Below are 15,891 nucleotides of genomic sequence, written 5' to 3' on the forward strand. Positions count from 1 at the left end.
GTCAGTGGGCTTTTTTGTGGGGGAGTGTTTATAGCAAAGAGCAGATTCATCTCGTTTTCTTATAGAGCAATGCATCAACCACGACGCCTAACGCTGACGAGTGCTCACGGCGATTGGGGTAGTAAAGATGGTAACCAGAAAAGGGTTGGCACCAATCCTCCAACACCCGCACAAGGCTACCGTCGGCAAGTTCATTCGCAACCATATCTTCCGGCAGGAAACCCAAACCGCATCCCGCAACGGCAGCGCGCAGAATCGGTACGCTACTGTTGAACGTCCATTGCCCTTCGACACGTGCCTTGAGTTCGTGACCATCCTTTTCAAAATCCCATTGCATCAGGCTCCCATGGGTGGGCAGGCGCAAATTGATGCAATTATGTGCGGCCAGATCACCTGGCTCCTTCGGATAAGGCCGCTGTTTGAAATACTCAGGTGATCCCACAACGGCGATGCGCAACGGCGGGCCGATTGGCACGGCGATCATGTCCTTGGCCACCTGATCGCCCAGACGCACACCGGCGTCGTAGCGCTGTGCGACGATGTCGGAGAGGGCGTAGTCGACGGTGATCTCGACCTTGATATCCGGGTAGGCGGGAAGCACCTTCAACAGCTTGGGCCAAAGGATGTTGTTTGCCGCATGTTCGGAGGCTTGAATACGCACATTGCCGGCAGGGGTATCGCGAAACTCGCTGACCGCCGCCAGTTCCAGTTCAATCTCGTCGAACCGCGGCGCCATGGACTGATACAACCGCTGACCGGCCTCGGTGGGGGAGACGCTCCTCGTGGTTCGGGTCAGCAGTCGAACGCCGAGCCGTGCCTCAAGAGCACGCATTGTATGGCTCAGCGCAGACTGCGAGACGCCCAGCTGTGCGGCAGCACGAGTGAAGCTGCCTTCGCGGGTGATGACCACGAAGGCTTGCAGATCGTTGAGGTTGGCGCGGGACATTGATGAGAACCTCTCATGCGGAGCGCGGGATTATTCTATGTAATCAGGTTCCGCATGAATGCGCGACCACAACGAACCCATCACAAGGTTCTGGCGTAGAACGGCGTCAACTTGCCGAGTGCAGCGTCCACATACTTGGGAACCCAGTAGGTTTCGATGTGCGTGGCGCCGTCGATAATGAACAACTCCTTGTCCTTGGTGCCGGTGGCCTTGGGGAACGCATCCTGGGTCATGTACAGGCTGTCGGCCTTGCTGCCCGCGATCATCAGCAATGGCTGGTTGATCAGTTCGATCTGGTTGGTGGCGTCGAAGCGCATCAGATCCAGCAGGCTGCTCGTGGTGTATTTGAAGGTCGAGTTAGGGTGGGCATGGGTCTTCCAGTAGTACTCGTAACCTTGGCGATACAAGGCGAACGGCAGTTTGGCGATCTGCTCGTCTGTGAGGTTGGCATCACCCGAATAAAGCACCTCGCCGCCGGCCGCTTCCTGGGCGCGGGCAGCGGAAGCCTGTTGTAGACGTTGTTGGATACTGTCCAGTTGCGAGTCATTGTAGCCATTGCGACGAACCCGCCCAGAGTTGAACATGCTGAGCGTCGCCACCGACTTGAATCGCTTGTCGGTTTGCGCGGCAGCCAACGAGTAACCACCGCCACCGCAGATGCCGAGCAGGCCCAGACGCTTTCCGTCGACGCCCGCATACTGCGTGATGAAGTCCGCCATGCCGTGGATATCCTCGATGCGGTACGCAGGCTTGTCGATACTGCGCGGTTGGCCGCCACTTGCGCCTTGATACGCGGCATCCGCGGTGATCGTGATATAGCCTTGTTCAGCCAGTCGCTGGGCATACAAACCGGCCACTTGCTCTTTCACGCCCCCATTGGGGTGCGCCACCACCACGGTCGGATAGTTCTTCTTCGCGTCGTAGTTGGTAGGCGTGTAGACATTGGCAGCGATGTCCAGGCCATTGAGCTTGTAGCTGACCGGGTGGATGTTGACCTTGCCGGGCTCGTTCTTGGTAATGGCGCCGTCGTAAGCCAACGTAAACGGGTTCTTTTTGTAGTCCGCAGCCCCGGCTTCGCCAGCCGAGAGACCGACCAGCGCCGACATGAGCGTGGCTTTCAGAATGGTGTTTTTCACTTGAATCTCCTGAGCGATCAAGGGGGAAGTTCAAAAAAATGGCGTGTGCTCTGGTCAATCCAGATGTTTTTCTTTGAGAAAACTCGACACCAGATCGGCAATTTGCACGTTGTTCAAATCCGACATGGGGAAGTGGGTATTGCCGTTAATGCCGATCTCCGGCAAGTGAATCAGCCGTACGTCGCCGCCGTGCCGATTGACCGCGTCACGCCATAGCCGGGCCATCTTCAGCCGAGCGCGCCAACTGTCCTGTGCGGGGAGGTCAACGGCTTGTTCCGGGATGTTGTCGCCGTAGAGGATCAGGATCGGAATGCGCGTGAGTGCCATGAATTGTTCCTTTGGCACCGCCGTGCCTTGCACCGTGTCGAACGCACTGGGTATCGGCGCCGGCACTTCACCCTCGGCAAACATGAAGCTGCTGCCAGGCTCGAACGCCACAATGGCCTTGACCTTGTCGTTCTTGATCGCCGTCAGCCAGCCCGGTCCGCCGCCCTGCGAATGAGTGAACAAAATGCCTGGGCCGATTCTGTCGAAGAGCGCCGACACGCCATCGGAAACCACGCCCATGTCGAACGGCCCGGTGTTCGGCGTCATCGCACGAAAAAACTGTTCGCGGGTTTGCGCATCCTGAGCCACTTGCACGCCATTGAAATAGTTGGGCCACAGGCCGATGCGGAACTGGTTGAACCACAGTTGTTCGTCCGGCACAGGTTTGAGCGTCGTCTCGACCATGCTTCGCCCGGCATCGCCACGCCGAGGCTGATCGATCAGATAGACGCCGTAGTGGCGGCGCAGAAAGATGTTCTGAAAGCCTTCGCGGCCGTCGGCGGTGGTTTCCCAGGTCTTGGAAAACTGACCCGCACCGTGCCACATGACGATGGGCAGTTTTCGCGCATCGACCGGGATTTGGTAGAACGCGTAGGCGTGGTCTCCGTGGTAGGTCTGGCCGTCGGGCGTCATCGGCTTGCGCGGATTGAATATTCCCGGCGCGGTGGTCATCGTTCCCCCGGCGGCGAAGCTGCCTTGTGTCTGAATCAGCAATGAGCCTGAGCCATCGGGCTGGTTCGCACATGCCGCCAACAGGCTCAGCAGAGTGATGCCCAGCAGTTTTTTTGCAGGCTTCATGTCATTTCCCCGAGGCCGCGAGTGCCTGCATCAGCGCCGTGTTCGCACGTTTGGCAGTCTGCGCATCGCCGTGCGCCTTCAGCCGCTCGATAACCTCGCGCAACTGTGCCGCGCTGAGCCCCACGCGCAGGCTCGCCAGCATGTGCGAGCGCAATTGCGATTCAACTCCCGGCGTCGCCGCCAGCGCCCCGACGGTCGCCAGTTCGCGGCTTTGCCAGTCGAGGTTGTCGCGCTCGAAGATGTCGCCGAACAGGTGGGTTTGCAGAAACCGGTTGATCACCGGGGCGAACTCGAACACCGGCCCTTTGACCGGGCCACCGGAAATTTTCGTTTGATTCGCCGTGCCGGCCGCCAGCAGATCATCACCGGTTGGAATGGCCCGGCCCGGCTCATGCCCCAGTGCATCCTCTATGCCGCGTTGTTTGCGCGCTTGCACTACCGTCATCAGCTCGTTCAAGGCATTGAGGCTGCGCGGGAAGCCGACGTAGGCATAAAGCTGAACCAATATTTCCCGGATTTCGCTGACGGTCAGGCCTGCATCGAGACCCTGGTTGAGCGCCGCGTTGAGATTGGGCATGTCGCTGGTCGCCATGAACGCTGCGATCAGGGGAATGGCCTGTTGTTTGCTCGACAGCGTTTCTGCGGTGGCTTGCGTGCTGGTCATGGCTGGCGATGCCTCGGCTGTTTGAGTGGTAACGTTGAACATCGCCCCAAGGCTTAAACACAGCGCCATCAGCGCGGGGAGAGGACTGGTCTTGTGTACGTCAGTAGTCATCGTGAAAGGCTCCGTCCGTTGCTGGTCTCTGCGATATCGCTAGATCGTACGGAGGATGGTTGTGGCGATTAACCCCAATATTGCGCAAGGACTCCTGAGTAGAACTCATGAATCGGCTTTTCAATTACCGCTGAAAACCTCACGTCGAGCAGCAGGAGCGGAGGCTTCACGGTTTGTGGTGGCATCCCCCGAAAGTGCCGAGCGAGAGGCGTCGACACATTCCGTAACCTCATTTACCGGTCTTGTGCTGGCGATTGACCGGCGTATTGCGCATCGGAGACTTTTTCTGCCCAAGTCACAGTCTTGCCGTTCTCGGCTTCAGCGATCGCGATATGGGTCATCCCATTACTGGCTGTGGCGCCATGCCAGTGACGGATGTGCGGCGCAATCCAGACAATGTCGCCCGGACGGATCTCCTGACGCGGGCCACCCTCTTGCTGCACATAGCCGATCCCTGCGGTGACGATCAGTGTTTGTCCCAGCGGATGGCTATGCCACGCGGTGCGCGCTCCGGGTTCGAAGGTCACCGTGCCGCCGCCGATGCGCGCCGGCAGGTCCCCCTTGAACAGACCATCAACGCGTACCGAGCCGGTGAAGGTTTCCGCCGCGCCCTTGATCGAAGGTTGAGAGCCATTCTGGGTGATGCGGATTTCGCCGGCGGCCTGGGCTTCAGCGGTCAAGAGCGATAGGGCAACGAGTGGTGCGATCAATTGGTTCATCGGATGAACTCCGGTCAGACAGTGAAGCTGCTCCGCAAACAGAGCAGCGCAGGGCAGGCTCAGAGCCCGCTCAACCATTCATTCACGCGTTCCATGGTCTTGCGCTCTTGCTCACCCTCCATCACAAATCCATCCATCAGTCTGGACTTCGGCGCATGTGTTTCGAGGACGCGGCGGCTATTGCCCAATCCGTATCCGCCGTGGGTGTTGAAGGGGATGAGGGTTTTGCCGGACAGGTCGTGGGCGCTCAGAAACGCACGCACGATCGGCGGGGCGGTTTCTCCCCAGATCGGAAAGCCGAGATAGACCGTGTCGTAGTCGGCCAGTGCGCGAACCCTGCTTTCCAGCTCGGGTTCGAAGCCGCTGTCGCGCTCCTGGCGCGCCTGTTCCACAGTTTGCAGATAATCCTCGGGATAGGCGTCGGCCGGGCGAATCTCGAAGAGATCGGCACCCAACCCGCGCTGGATAAGCCCGGCGACTACGCGGGTATTACCCGAGCGCGAAAAATACGCCACCAGAATCCTCGACCCCGAACGCGGCGTTTCGCTGTCGGTTTGCGTATCGGCAAGCGCCAGCAGCGGGGCGCTCGCAAGCGCGGCAATGATCGTGCGCCGCAGCGGATCATGATCGTTGCTCATCGCCCGACGCGCGCCTTGAGAGATTCGGGATACCGCTCGCCTTCAATGTGTATTTGCGCCAGTGCCGTATCGATAGCCTTGAGTTCGGCCGCGTCGAGCTTGATGTCCGAGCCGCCGAGGTTTTCTTCCAGTCGATGCAACTTGGTCGTCCCGGGAATCGGCACAATCCACGGTGCCTGGGCGAGCAGCCAAGCCAGCGCGATCTGCGCCGGAGTGGCCTGCTTTTGCGCCGCGATCTGGCGGATCAACACCACCAGCCCTTGATTGGCTAGCAGTGCCGGCTGGCTGAAGCGGGGCACGATGCTGCGAAAATCGTCGCTGCCGTAAGTGGATTCCGTCGACACTGTGCCGGTGAGAAAACCCTTGCCCAGCGGACTGAACGGCACGAAGCCGATCCCTAGCTCCTTGAGTGTCGGCAGAATTTCCTGCTCAGGCTCACGCCACCACAACGAATATTCGCTTTGGAGCGCCGTGACTGGTTGCACAGCGTGAGCACGGCGAATAGTTTGCGCACCGGCTTCCGACAGGCCGAAGTGCTTGACCTTGCCTTCGTCAATCAACGCCTTCACTACACCGGCGACTTCCTCGATAGGCACGTCCGGATCAACCCGATGCTGATAAAGCAAATCGATGAAATCGGTCTTCAGTCGGCGCAATGAACCCTCGAAAGCGACCCGAATATGCTCCGGGCGGCTGTTGAGAATCTGCTGTTTATTGTCGGCACCGAAGGTAAAGCCGAACTTGGTGGCGATGACCACTTGATCGCGAACCGGCGCCAGTGCCCCACCCACCACTTGCTCATTCAGGTAAGGGCCGTAAACCTCGGCGGTATCGAAGAACGTGACGCCTCGGTCAACCGCCGAGCGGATCAACGCAATGGCTTGTTGCGTGTCCGTCGCCGGGCCGTATCCATGGCTCAAACCCATGCAGCCCAAGCCCAAGGCTGACACTTCAAGTACACCGTTTCCGAGTGTGCGCTTGTGCATTTCGATCTCCCGACGTTCGCGTTGGGGGAACAGTAAGCGAGCTAACAAGTGGGCACTAGATGGGAAAATCGGCAAGGGTTCATGAGGTTTGCTCATCAGTCCCAACGGAGGGGGAAAGTGGCGACTGGGTCTTCACTAACGCGCAGGCGCTCCGTGTAAGGACTGCTCATTTCCCATGCAGAATTCTGTTCCCGGCAGAGGAACAGGCTTAGCGTCCGCTTTCGATAGGAAATAATCGAGAGTTCGCTTGTGGCCGACCGCTGCCCTTCCTGACAGGCAGAATTCAACCCATAGCCGCCACTCAAGGATTTCACCGCCGACTACTCTAAAGCCAAGTCAGATTTCAACTGTGCACGGTCAGACATCGAGCGTTACGTCAGCCTCTGGGAAACCGATATGACAAATCCTCAAAATAATGCCGAACCCGACGAGGAATTAGCTCGGTTGATTATGGGGAAAGGTCCCTACACCTATCTATTGCTGCTCTTGCTAGGGTTGATCCTTCTGTTTCCCTTTCTTGAGGAAGGTATATTTGCTCGTACCTTGCTCGGCATTCTTTTTTCGATCGTGCTGCTCGTGGGGGCTTTCGCCACCCGGCAGACTCGGCGGGGGTTCATTCTCAAACTGGGCCTGGCGTTGCTTGGGGTTGGCCTTCAATGGACGGCGTTATGGGCAGGGAGTATCGCGATTCTTAGCCTTGCCGGGATAGCGTATACGGCGTCTCTTGCCGTCTCGTTTAGCGGAGTGCTTTTCTACATTCTCAAGCGGGGGCCAATTACAGCGGGCAAGCTGCATGGCGCGCTGGCGGGTTACATCATGCTGGCTTTCGTTTGGTCCTTCGTTTATGCCCTGGTGGAGATATACAGCGCTGGCTCATTCGGTCCTGTTCCCCTCGACTTCGCACAGCCTGGCACGTTTTTCAAATTAATCTATTTCAGCCTCACGACGCTCACAACCACGGGTTACGGAGATGTTATCCCGTTGACCAATCACGCCCGCTCACTGGTAATGGTCGAAGAGTTTTCAGGCGTCTTTTACGTTGGTGTTGTGATCGCTCGTTTTGCCGGTCTTTATCCATCGAATCAGGCTAAGTGACGGACGACCGATTGCTGATGGCCCAGCGACCGGGCTTTTCTGTTTTCAGATCAAAAGATCGCAGCCTTCGGCAGCTCCTACGGTAGGGAATTCCTGCGTTGGCTTTAGCAAGCCATTCGCAGTTCACCGAACCACAGTCACTCCGGCAACCCAGCCAGCCGCAACCCATCGGCAAACCGCGCAAGATCCTCAGGACGCTGGATTGGCAGCCAGTCTTTCAGGTTGGAGACGCGCAAGGACGGATCCAGCTCGTGCAAACGCTGCATCGCTTGCTTCGCTTTGTCCATGCGTCCGCTGAGTGCATGACTGGCCGCCATCAGGGCAACCGATGCCAGGAGGCAGGGCAGGTTACCCAGCGCTTTTTCCGCCCAGGCGGAAGCGGGATCGAAGCGTCCGGCGAAGAAGTGTGCGAGTGCCATTCCAACCTGCATCCTGAACATTTCCGGATCCAGCGGACTCAAGCGAACGGCATGGGTTAAATCCGCAATGGCGGCATCTGTTTCACCGCGCAGTGCGCGCAGGATTCCGCCCAGGTACCAGGCGGGGGCGAGGTTGGGGTTGAGCAGGCGTGCCCTGTCGAGCAGGGCAATGCCGCCATCGACATCGCCGGCGAGATGGCCGAGTGCATGTCCGCCTCGCGTCAGCGCCACCGCATCGTCCCGGCCGAGCGCCACCGCCAAACGCGCAAGTCGTGCGCCCTCGGCGATCTCTTGAGTCCGATCGGTCATCCAGCCATTCAACTTGCGCCAGAAGTGGCACCAGGCTGCCATGCCATAGGCCGAGGCGAACTCCGGATCGAGCTCGATGGCCTTGTAGAACAACGGCAGCGCTTGCTCGATGGCTTCGCGGGTGCCGTTGTGCAGTTTCGGCATTCCACGCAGGTAATAGTCGTAGGCGTCCAGGCTTTCCGTCGGTTTGCGCTTGGCGCGCTCGATTTCCGCCCGTTCCAGCTGCGGTGCTATGGCGCCGACGACGCTTTCGGCGATTTGATCCTGCAGCTCGAAAATGTCGTGGAGCATGCCTTCGAAGCGCTCCGCCCAGATATGCGTCCCGGTTGTCGCGTCAATCAGTTGCCCGGTGATGCGTACCTTGTTCCCGGACTTGCGCACGCTACCTTCCAGCACGTAGCGCACGCCGAGCGTCTGGCCGACGCCCTGGACGTCCACGTCCCGACCCTTGTAGGTGAGGCTTGAAGTGTGTGCGATGACGAACAGCCAGCGGATACGCGACAGGGCGGTGATGATGTCCTCCACCATGCCGTCGGCGAAATACTCCTGCTCCGGATCGCCGCTCAGGTTGTGGAAGGGCAGGACAGTAATGGAGGGTTTGTCCGGCAGGACGAGGGTGGGCGCAGGCGTTTGCTTCAGGTCCACGGGCGTGGGTTCTTCGATGTCAGGCTGTCGCGTTTCCCCGACCTCATCCACCTTGATCTCGCCGACGAAGCGGTATCCCTTACGGGCAACCGTACGCACCAGGCGTTGCTCTTCGCCGGTATCGCCGATGGCCTTGCGCACCGCATTGATGTGGCTGGTGATGGTCGATTCCGAGACGATCCGGCCGCTCCACACGGCCTTGAGCAGGTCGTCCTTGCTCATGACGCGATCGCGGTTGCTGACGAGTTGCAGCAATAGATCGAAGACCTGCGGCCCGACAGCCACGACTTGCCCGCGCAAGGTCAGTTCCCGGCGCTGCTGATCGAGCACGTAGTCTTCAAACACGAATTGCAAGGTGAGGATCCCCTGGTCGAGCGCCCTCGACTCCGTGTCTGAGCTGGCGGTGGGTAAGTGGTATCGATAATACGGCAGCGCCTGACCCGCTGCACCGTTTGCGGCAAGGGAGACCCGTCGAATAACTGTTTTTCTGGACGAAAAACCAAGCTTCCTTGAAGGCAAAATCAAGGCCGGTACAAGGACGTTCCTGACGCGCACTGGCACTCTCGATCTACGTCGACAGCAATGGTTGCAGTCGAGAAGCGGAGAGAAACCATGAAGATCGTCGTCATTGGAGGCACCGGCCTCATCGGATCGAAACTTGTGCACAACCTCCGCGAGCGCGGCCATGACGTGCTCGCAGCCGCCCCCAGCACGGGCGTGAACAGCATTACCCGTGAAGGCCTGGCCCAGGCGATGGATGGCGCCGATATTGTCGTCGACGTGGCGAACGCGCCTTCGTGGGAAGACCAGGCCGTTCTCGAGTTCTTCGAAACGTCGAGCCGTAACCTGCTGGCTGCCGAGGCGGCCGCTGGCGTTCGCCATCACGTGGCCCTGTCGATCGTGGGCAGTGAACGGCTTCCCGAGAATGGCTATTTCCGGGCCAAGGTCGCGCAGGAAAACCTGATCAAGGCGTCCGGCATTCCTTACACCATCTTGCGTGCCACGCAGTTCTTCGAGTTTGTCGGCGGCATTGCGCAGGCGGCCACCGTCGGCGAGGAGATTTGCCTGTCGCCGGCGCTGATCCAGCCGATGGCGTCCGACGACGTGGTGGCGGCGCTCACCGAGGTCACGCTGGCAACACCGGTCAATGGCACGGTCGAAGTCGCCGGTCCCGAGGCCATGCCGCTCGACGAACTGGTCAGGCGCTTCCTGCGGGCTACTCAGGACACGCGCAAGGTGGTGCCGGACGTGCACGCGCGCTACTTCGGTTCGGTGCTCGACGATCAATCGCTGACCCCCGGCAAGAACCCACGCCTGGGCGCGGTCCGCTTCGAGGACTGGCTCGGTCAGTCGACGGCTCGGTAACGGGCCGCGCGCTCACACCACCTACGCATCAAGGAGCATTGCCATGGTTACCCGATTTCTCTTGGCCGCTGCCTTCGCGGCGCTGTCGATCAGCGCAGCGTCGGCCGCCGAGCCGCCCGCAGGCAAGGTGACGGTCGTATTCGATCGGCCCATTCCCAACCTCCCTGGCAAGAGCATGAAGGGCGTGCTGGTCGAGTATGGGCCGGGCGCCGCGTCGCCGTCCCACACCCATCCGAAAACGGCGTTCATTTATGCCACGGTCCTGGAGGGCTCGTTTCGCATCAAAGTCAAAGGCGAGCCGGAAAAGATCTACAACGTCGGCGAAAACTTCGTAGAAGAGCCGGGCTCCGTGCACGAAGTCAGCGCCAACGCCAGCGACACGAAGCCAGCTCGCCTGCTGGCCGTGTTCGTCCTCGACAGCAACGAAAAGGAGCTCGTCACCCCCATCAAAAAGTGAGCCGATCAACGCGCTCATCGACGCTCGACAGCCGGGCGGCAGGTCACTGCCGTCCTGTGGCTGCTGCGAATCCTTGGCATTGAACAGGAAACAAGAACATGAACTCGCTTCAGGACAAGGCCGCCATTGCCACCGGCGCAAGCGCCGAGATCCCTGTCGTGGTGGCGCGGCAAAGCAAGAGAAAGATGATCGGCATCCTGCTGTGCATCGGCGCCGTGGTGGTCGTGGCCGGCGGATGGGCCATGGCGTTTTCGAGCGGTTCGACCTCCACCGATAACGCTTATGTGCGCGGCGACCTCACCTCGCTCGCGGCCAAGGTTGCTGGCTATGTCACGGCGGTCGAGGTCGAGGACAACCAGACCGTCCGGGCGGGTGACGTCCTGTTTCGGATTGACGATCGGGACTATCGCGCACGGCTTGCGCAGGCAGTGGCCAATGTCAGTGCTGCCGAGGCTCGCCTGACCCATGTCGATGCCGAAACCCAGCTTCAGCGTGCTCTGATTCGACAGGCCGAAGCCCAGCGACGCTCGGCCTCCGCCGAGATGAATCTGGCGACCAAGACCCATGATCGCAGCCAAAAACTGATCGTCAGTCACGCGGTCAGCCAGGCCCTGGTCGATGAAACCGGCACGGCACGCTCCAGAGCCGAGGCGACGGTGTCGGCAGCTTCGGCAACGGTCGAGGCTCAACAGCAACGCATCACCGTCCTTGTGGCCCAGCGAGAAGCTGCCGTCGCTGCTGTGGCGCAGGCACAGGCCGCGCGCGATCTGGCCCAGATCGATCTCGACAGCACCGTGGTACACGCGCCTGTTGATGGCGTTATCGGTAACCGTCAGGTCCGCGTCGGCCGGTTCGTTACGCCGGGAGGGGCCTTGCTCGATATCGTGCCGGTCAATGATGTGTGGGTCGTGGCGAACTTCAAGGAAACCCAACTCGAACATATCCGCCCCGGTCAGCGCGTGCGCATCACGGTGGACGGCTATCCCGACGGGGCACTTGAAGGCGTGGTTGACAGCTTTGCACCGGGTAGCGGGTCGGCGTTCAGCTTGCTGCCCACAGACAACGCAACAGGAAACTTTGTGCGTGTCGTGCAGCGGGTTCCGGTCAAGATCCGCCTTGCCCACAACCCGTTGCCGGGTCGTATCGTCCCTGGCCTGTCCGCGCGTGTCGAGGTTGCGCAAGGGGACGGCTCATGAGCACGATTGCCAGCGCCACGCGGAGCAATGCCAGCGCCACGACCGGTGTCCTGCTCATGGCGGGCATCGTGCTCGCCACGCTGACGGAAGCGATCGCCAGCACCGTTTTGTCGCTCGGACGCAGCGACATCATCGGCGACACCTATGCAACGCCTGATGAGTTTGCCTGGCTGGATATCGGCTACATCGCGCTCAAGCTGATCGGGTTCATGACCGCCCCTTGGCTGATGAACCGTTTCGCTGCGCGTCATGTGATCATCAGCTCAACCTTGGTCATGGGCCTGGCGTGTGGCATTGCCGCGATCACCGCTCGGCTGGATTTGCTGGTTGCACTTCGAGTTATCCAGGGCTTCGCCGGCGGCACCCTGCTGGTCGGGGGCCAGGCGATCATATTTCGCTCTTTTCCACGGTCCCATCAACCCATCCTTCAAGCGCTGTTTGCCATGGGGTCCGTTGTCGCGCCCGCGACGCTTGCCCCGGCGCTTCAAGGGTGGTTGATCGATAGCCAATCCTGGACTTGGATCTTCTTCAGCGTTGTCCCGATTGCCTTGGCGGCTGCCGGGTTTGTGCTGATCGCAGACGGCCCAATGCCCGCCAAGGCCCGGCACCGTCCGTTTGACTGGATCGGCTTCTCGCTGATCTCTATCGCCCTGTTGTGTTTCACCTACGTTCTCAGTCAGGGCAGCCGATGGGACTGGTTCGAGGAGCCGCGCATCCTGTGGCTAACGGTGATCGGCACCGCGGCTATGCTGGCATTTCTCGGCCAACAAGTGTTGGCCAAAGGGCAGGGGCTGCTGGACTTCACCCTGTTCAAAACGAGCGATTTTTCCTTCGCCTTTATCGTCAGTTTTGTCGCCGGCGCCGCCTTGTTCGGCAGTGCGTTCCTGATTCCGGCGTTCGCCCTGTCGGTCCTCGGATTCACGCCTACCGATGCCGGTCAGCTGCTGTTGCCCAGTGGCGCGTTTTTTGTCGGCGCGCTGCTCATATCGGCCTGGCTCATGCAGGCCCGCCGCGTTGCGCCATTCGCCACCGTGCCCTTTGGAATCCTGATGATTATGGTGGCGATGTGGATGCTGTCCGGTTCGACCAGCGAAAGCGGCGCGGACGACATGATGGCAGCCATCCTGTTACGCGGCCTGGGGCTTGGCTTCCTGTTTCTATCGATCACGCTGATCGCTTTCAGCCACCTCAACAGCCGAAACCTCGCTGGCGGAATAGGCCTTTTCAATACGGGGCGCCAGTTGGGTGGCCTTATCGGGGTCGCAGGGCTCCAGACACTGATCGACCATAACGTCGTCACCAATGCCGTGGTCCTCGGCGCCAACGTCACCCCAGGCGGGGCCGCGGTCATCGAGCGGATGACGACCACGACAGCCATGCTGAGCGCGGAAGGAATGGATGCAGTGGCCGCGGGCCGGGCAGCGACGAGCCTTCTGAGCCGGTTGGTGACAAGTCAGTCCACGGTGATTGCCTTCGACACAGCGTTCGTCGCCGTGGCCCTGCTGTTTGTAATCGCCGCCCCCATTCTGGTCGGCATCAAGATCGGATTCGCGCGATACGAGAAAGTGCGCGCTTCACGAGCAGTTGCGTGAGACAGCCCCGGCCCGAGCCTTCGACAGCTCCTACAGTCACCTCGTTTCCCTGGGCTATGTCGCGTTGCTGCAATTCCTCCAGGCTAGACAAGGGCTTGCAGGATGACAAGGAACGTTATACGACATCACTGTTGCTTTTAAACGCGACAGTGATGTCGCCAAATAGTAGTTAGGCGTATTAGTTGGAGGAGTTGCAATGACAACAATCGATGTGAAATCCCGATTCGAAGCAAAGCTTCTTCGTCCGGCAAAGCTTGGTAATGATACGTCGTGGGCGTTCGTAGTACTGCCAAGAGACGCGAGTGAACAGCTTCCGAGGCGAGGAAGGACGACAGTTGAAGGCACAATCAATGGGCACCATTTCCAGGCAACCCTTGAGCCGGATGGTCAGCTGAGCCATTGGCTGCAGGTAAGTAGAGAGTTACACGAAGCCGCAGGGGCGGCCGTTGGGGATATCGTTACACTAGAGCTAACCCCTGTGAAGAAGGAACCCGAGCCTGACATCCCACCAGATTTTCAGGAGGCACTGGCAGCCACTCCTGAGGCTCGTAAAGTTTGGAACAATACGACGACCATCGCACGAGTAGACTGGATACACTGGATTACTTCAGCCAAGCAACTTAAGACGCGCGCAAAACGAATTGGTGATGCCTGCGATATGCTTGCATCCGGCAAGAAGCAGGTTTGCTGTTTCGACCAGTCAGGCTATTACAGTAAGGCCTTCCGTGCGCCCGAGGCAGAAAATTTTTAAATGGAACATTCCGTTGAATACGTCTAACAAGGCGCTGACTGGAACTCGCAAAAGCTACGCTTTTGCTCGCCTGTTAGCTTAATCGTTAGGGGGCACTCAATGGTCACGAGATGGGAATGCGTCTGTAAAAGTGAATCATGAGCCTGATCCAATAAGCGAAGCTCAATGGGCATGATCCGTATATTTACTTAAAGGACATCCTCACGCGCCTGCCGACACAACGGGCGAGTGAGATTACCGACATGCTGCCGCATCGCTGGGTGCCCGTAGGGTGAATCCACAGTAAGTCCGCCCGGCGGATGGGTTCAGCGGCATGCCTGCCAGCGACCAACTACACTTTCTCCAGCCAGTCTGGGCAACCGTCCGGGGGCACACTCCTGGAGGAATCATGACACGGAAAAATGTCTCCAGCCCCGAACCAGCGGGCACGAAACCCAATGCGCTATTGAGCCTGCCTGACATAGGTGCTCTCGCGGAGATATCCATCACCGATCCTGACAAAACGCACCCTGCGTGGATCAAGGAGCAGTTTCCTGAGTACGTGGACCCGCATGCAGGGCATGAAGCCAGGACGGTTCGCGAGATTAACCACAAAGGGCATGTTGTGCGGATCGTGACCACCTACCAGGTGGAGGTTGATGGGGCTCCGGTCCAGGCACATCTGTTTGTGGACGATGCGGGCCAGGTCCATACGCACGCCACCCCATTCGTCACTTACGGATCGGCTCTCGACTTGATGACGGCGGTGATCGATGCCTATCCAGAATCATTCGCCAAGGGCGATGGCGACGGGGGAGAGCACCCAGACCACCCCGTCCACCATGAGCACGGAGCACATCATGATCAGGTCTAATGCGGTCAAAGATCTCCCGGCGCTTAAGAAATACGTCGAAGGGGTAAAGCGACTCAAGGACCCCGCGCAGAATCCCTGGCCCGGGCAGGCCAACCTGTCGATTTATGACTCCTTCGTGGCCTGGCACCACCGGGCCATGATGATTTCAACGCCGGCCGGGCAGATGGCCAGGAATGCCGCGCATGGCGGGCCATCATTCTTGCCGTGGCATCGCTACTTCCTCGTGCGCCTGGAAACCTTGCTTCGCAAGGCGATAAACGACCCACACTTTCGAGTCCCGTACTGGGATTGGAACACTGACGCGGAACTTCAGGACCCGAGGACTTCACTCATCTGGTCCGATGAGTACCTGGGGCAGTTCGTGAATGGGAAGTGGCGGGTGCGATTGACGGGTAATGGCCGCACCATGGACCTGGACGGGGTAAACCGCCCCCTGGTGCGTTATTTGGGCGGCGGTGGGTCGCTGCCCAGTCGAGCCAATGTGCGCAAGGTCATCGATGAAAACACGGTGTATGACAAAGCGCCCTACAACGCGGCGCAGTCCACCGGTGGTGCGCGCAACAGCATCGAGGGATGGGCGGGCGAAGAACGCATTCATAACAACGTCCATGTGTGGGTCGGTGGTGACATGGGATTGTCGTCCTCGCCGAACGACCCAGTGTTCTTTCTGCATCATTGCAATGTCGACCGGCTCTGGGCTGCATGGCAAGCGAAGCATCCTGCCGCCGCATACGTACCTGCGGGGAATGCCCCGGATACGCTCAAGTTCCATCGGATAGATGACCCGATGTACAGCCCTTTCCCGGAAAAGGTGACGCCCCGGGATGTGCTGAATTACAGCCAGTATTACAAGTACGACACCTTGGGCGATTTGCTTTGAATAG

Annotated in this window: 16 protein-coding genes and 1 pseudogene; 9 read left to right on the forward strand and 8 right to left on the reverse strand. The window is 59.5% G+C overall.

Annotated features, from left to right (window positions below):
• Nucleotides 1-46: 46 nt before the first annotated feature.
• From PMI18_RS03545 to PMI18_RS03515, 7 genes are all read right to left on the reverse strand, one after another.
• Nucleotides 47-946, reverse strand: coding sequence for a LysR family transcriptional regulator (locus PMI18_RS03545; RefSeq protein WP_007906421.1), 900 nt, complete (start codon nt 944-946; stop codon nt 47-49).
• Between the two features lie 80 nt (nt 947-1,026).
• Entirely contained in the window at nt 1,027-2,082 is a 1,056-nt protein-coding gene (locus PMI18_RS03540) for an alpha/beta hydrolase (protein ID WP_007906423.1), read from the reverse strand.
• 54 nt (nt 2,083-2,136) lie between these two features.
• Entirely contained in the window at nt 2,137-3,081 is a 945-nt protein-coding gene (locus PMI18_RS03535) for an alpha/beta hydrolase (protein ID WP_177319039.1), read from the reverse strand.
• Nucleotides 3,082-3,208: 127 nt separating this feature from the next.
• Nucleotides 3,209-3,982: a carboxymuconolactone decarboxylase family protein gene (locus PMI18_RS03530; RefSeq protein WP_007906432.1), complete on the reverse strand. Its 774-nt coding sequence runs from the start codon at nt 3,980-3,982 to the stop codon at nt 3,209-3,211.
• A gap of 233 nt (nt 3,983-4,215) precedes the next feature.
• Nucleotides 4,216-4,701, reverse strand: a complete 486-nt coding sequence (locus PMI18_RS03525; protein ID WP_007906433.1) for a (R)-mandelonitrile lyase — start codon at nt 4,699-4,701, stop codon at nt 4,216-4,218.
• 59 nt (nt 4,702-4,760) lie between these two features.
• Nucleotides 4,761-5,339 carry a flavodoxin gene (locus PMI18_RS03520; protein WP_007906435.1) on the reverse strand — a complete coding sequence of 193 codons (579 nt, stop codon included), beginning with the start codon at nt 5,337-5,339 and terminating at the stop codon, nt 4,761-4,763.
• Complete coding sequence (locus tag PMI18_RS03515; protein WP_007906437.1) at nt 5,336-6,325, reverse strand: aldo/keto reductase; 990 nt, start codon at nt 6,323-6,325, stop codon at nt 5,336-5,338. Before PMI18_RS03515 ends, PMI18_RS03520 begins: the two co-directional genes overlap by 4 nt.
• Nucleotides 6,326-6,721: 396 nt before the next feature.
• On the opposite strand from PMI18_RS03515, the gene PMI18_RS03510 reads away from it, so the two are divergent.
• Nucleotides 6,722-7,420: an ion channel gene (locus PMI18_RS03510; RefSeq protein ID WP_007906439.1), complete on the forward strand. Its 699-nt coding sequence runs from the start codon at nt 6,722-6,724 to the stop codon at nt 7,418-7,420.
• A 137-nt stretch (nt 7,421-7,557) separates the two neighbouring features.
• Here the strand turns inward: PMI18_RS03510 and PMI18_RS03505 are convergent, their stop codons facing one another.
• Nucleotides 7,558-9,147 carry a winged helix-turn-helix domain-containing protein gene (locus PMI18_RS03505; RefSeq protein ID WP_007906440.1) on the reverse strand — a complete coding sequence of 530 codons (1,590 nt, stop codon included), beginning with the start codon at nt 9,145-9,147 and terminating at the stop codon, nt 7,558-7,560.
• Between the two features lie 258 nt (nt 9,148-9,405).
• Here PMI18_RS03505 and PMI18_RS03500 point away from each other — a divergent pair, with 258 nt between their 5' ends.
• From PMI18_RS03500 to PMI18_RS03470, 8 genes and pseudogenes are all read left to right on the forward strand, one after another.
• Nucleotides 9,406-10,158, forward strand: coding sequence for an SDR family oxidoreductase (locus tag PMI18_RS03500; protein WP_007906445.1), 753 nt, complete (start codon nt 9,406-9,408; stop codon nt 10,156-10,158).
• Nucleotides 10,159-10,201: 43 nt separating this feature from the next.
• Nucleotides 10,202-10,615, forward strand: a complete 414-nt coding sequence (locus tag PMI18_RS03495; protein WP_007906447.1) for a cupin domain-containing protein — start codon at nt 10,202-10,204, stop codon at nt 10,613-10,615.
• Nucleotides 10,616-10,713: 98 nt separating this feature from the next.
• Entirely contained in the window at nt 10,714-11,811 is a 1,098-nt protein-coding gene (locus PMI18_RS03490) for an HlyD family secretion protein (RefSeq protein WP_007906449.1), read from the forward strand.
• Nucleotides 11,808-13,403: a DHA2 family efflux MFS transporter permease subunit gene (locus PMI18_RS03485; protein WP_007906454.1), complete on the forward strand. Its 1,596-nt coding sequence runs from the start codon at nt 11,808-11,810 to the stop codon at nt 13,401-13,403. The genes PMI18_RS03490 and PMI18_RS03485 overlap by 4 nt, the downstream gene beginning before the upstream one ends.
• A gap of 196 nt (nt 13,404-13,599) precedes the next feature.
• On the forward strand, nt 13,600-14,154 hold the full coding sequence (locus PMI18_RS03480) for a YdeI/OmpD-associated family protein (protein WP_007906456.1): 555 nt from the start codon (nt 13,600-13,602) through the stop codon (nt 14,152-14,154).
• A 134-nt stretch (nt 14,155-14,288) separates the two neighbouring features.
• Nucleotides 14,289-14,429 (forward strand): annotated as a pseudogene (locus PMI18_RS30755) (transposase domain-containing protein); the annotation flags it as partial.
• Nucleotides 14,430-14,542: 113 nt separating this feature from the next.
• Nucleotides 14,543-15,007, forward strand: a complete 465-nt coding sequence (locus PMI18_RS03475) for a hypothetical protein (protein ID WP_007906458.1) — start codon at nt 14,543-14,545, stop codon at nt 15,005-15,007.
• Nucleotides 14,994-15,887, forward strand: a complete 894-nt coding sequence (locus PMI18_RS03470; protein WP_007906460.1) for a tyrosinase family protein — start codon at nt 14,994-14,996, stop codon at nt 15,885-15,887. Before PMI18_RS03475 ends, PMI18_RS03470 begins: the two co-directional genes overlap by 14 nt.
• Nucleotides 15,888-15,891: the final 4 nt, after the last annotated feature.

The organism is Pseudomonas sp. GM102 (genome assembly GCF_000282555.1).
GTDB lineage: Bacteria > Pseudomonadota > Gammaproteobacteria > Pseudomonadales > Pseudomonadaceae > Aquipseudomonas.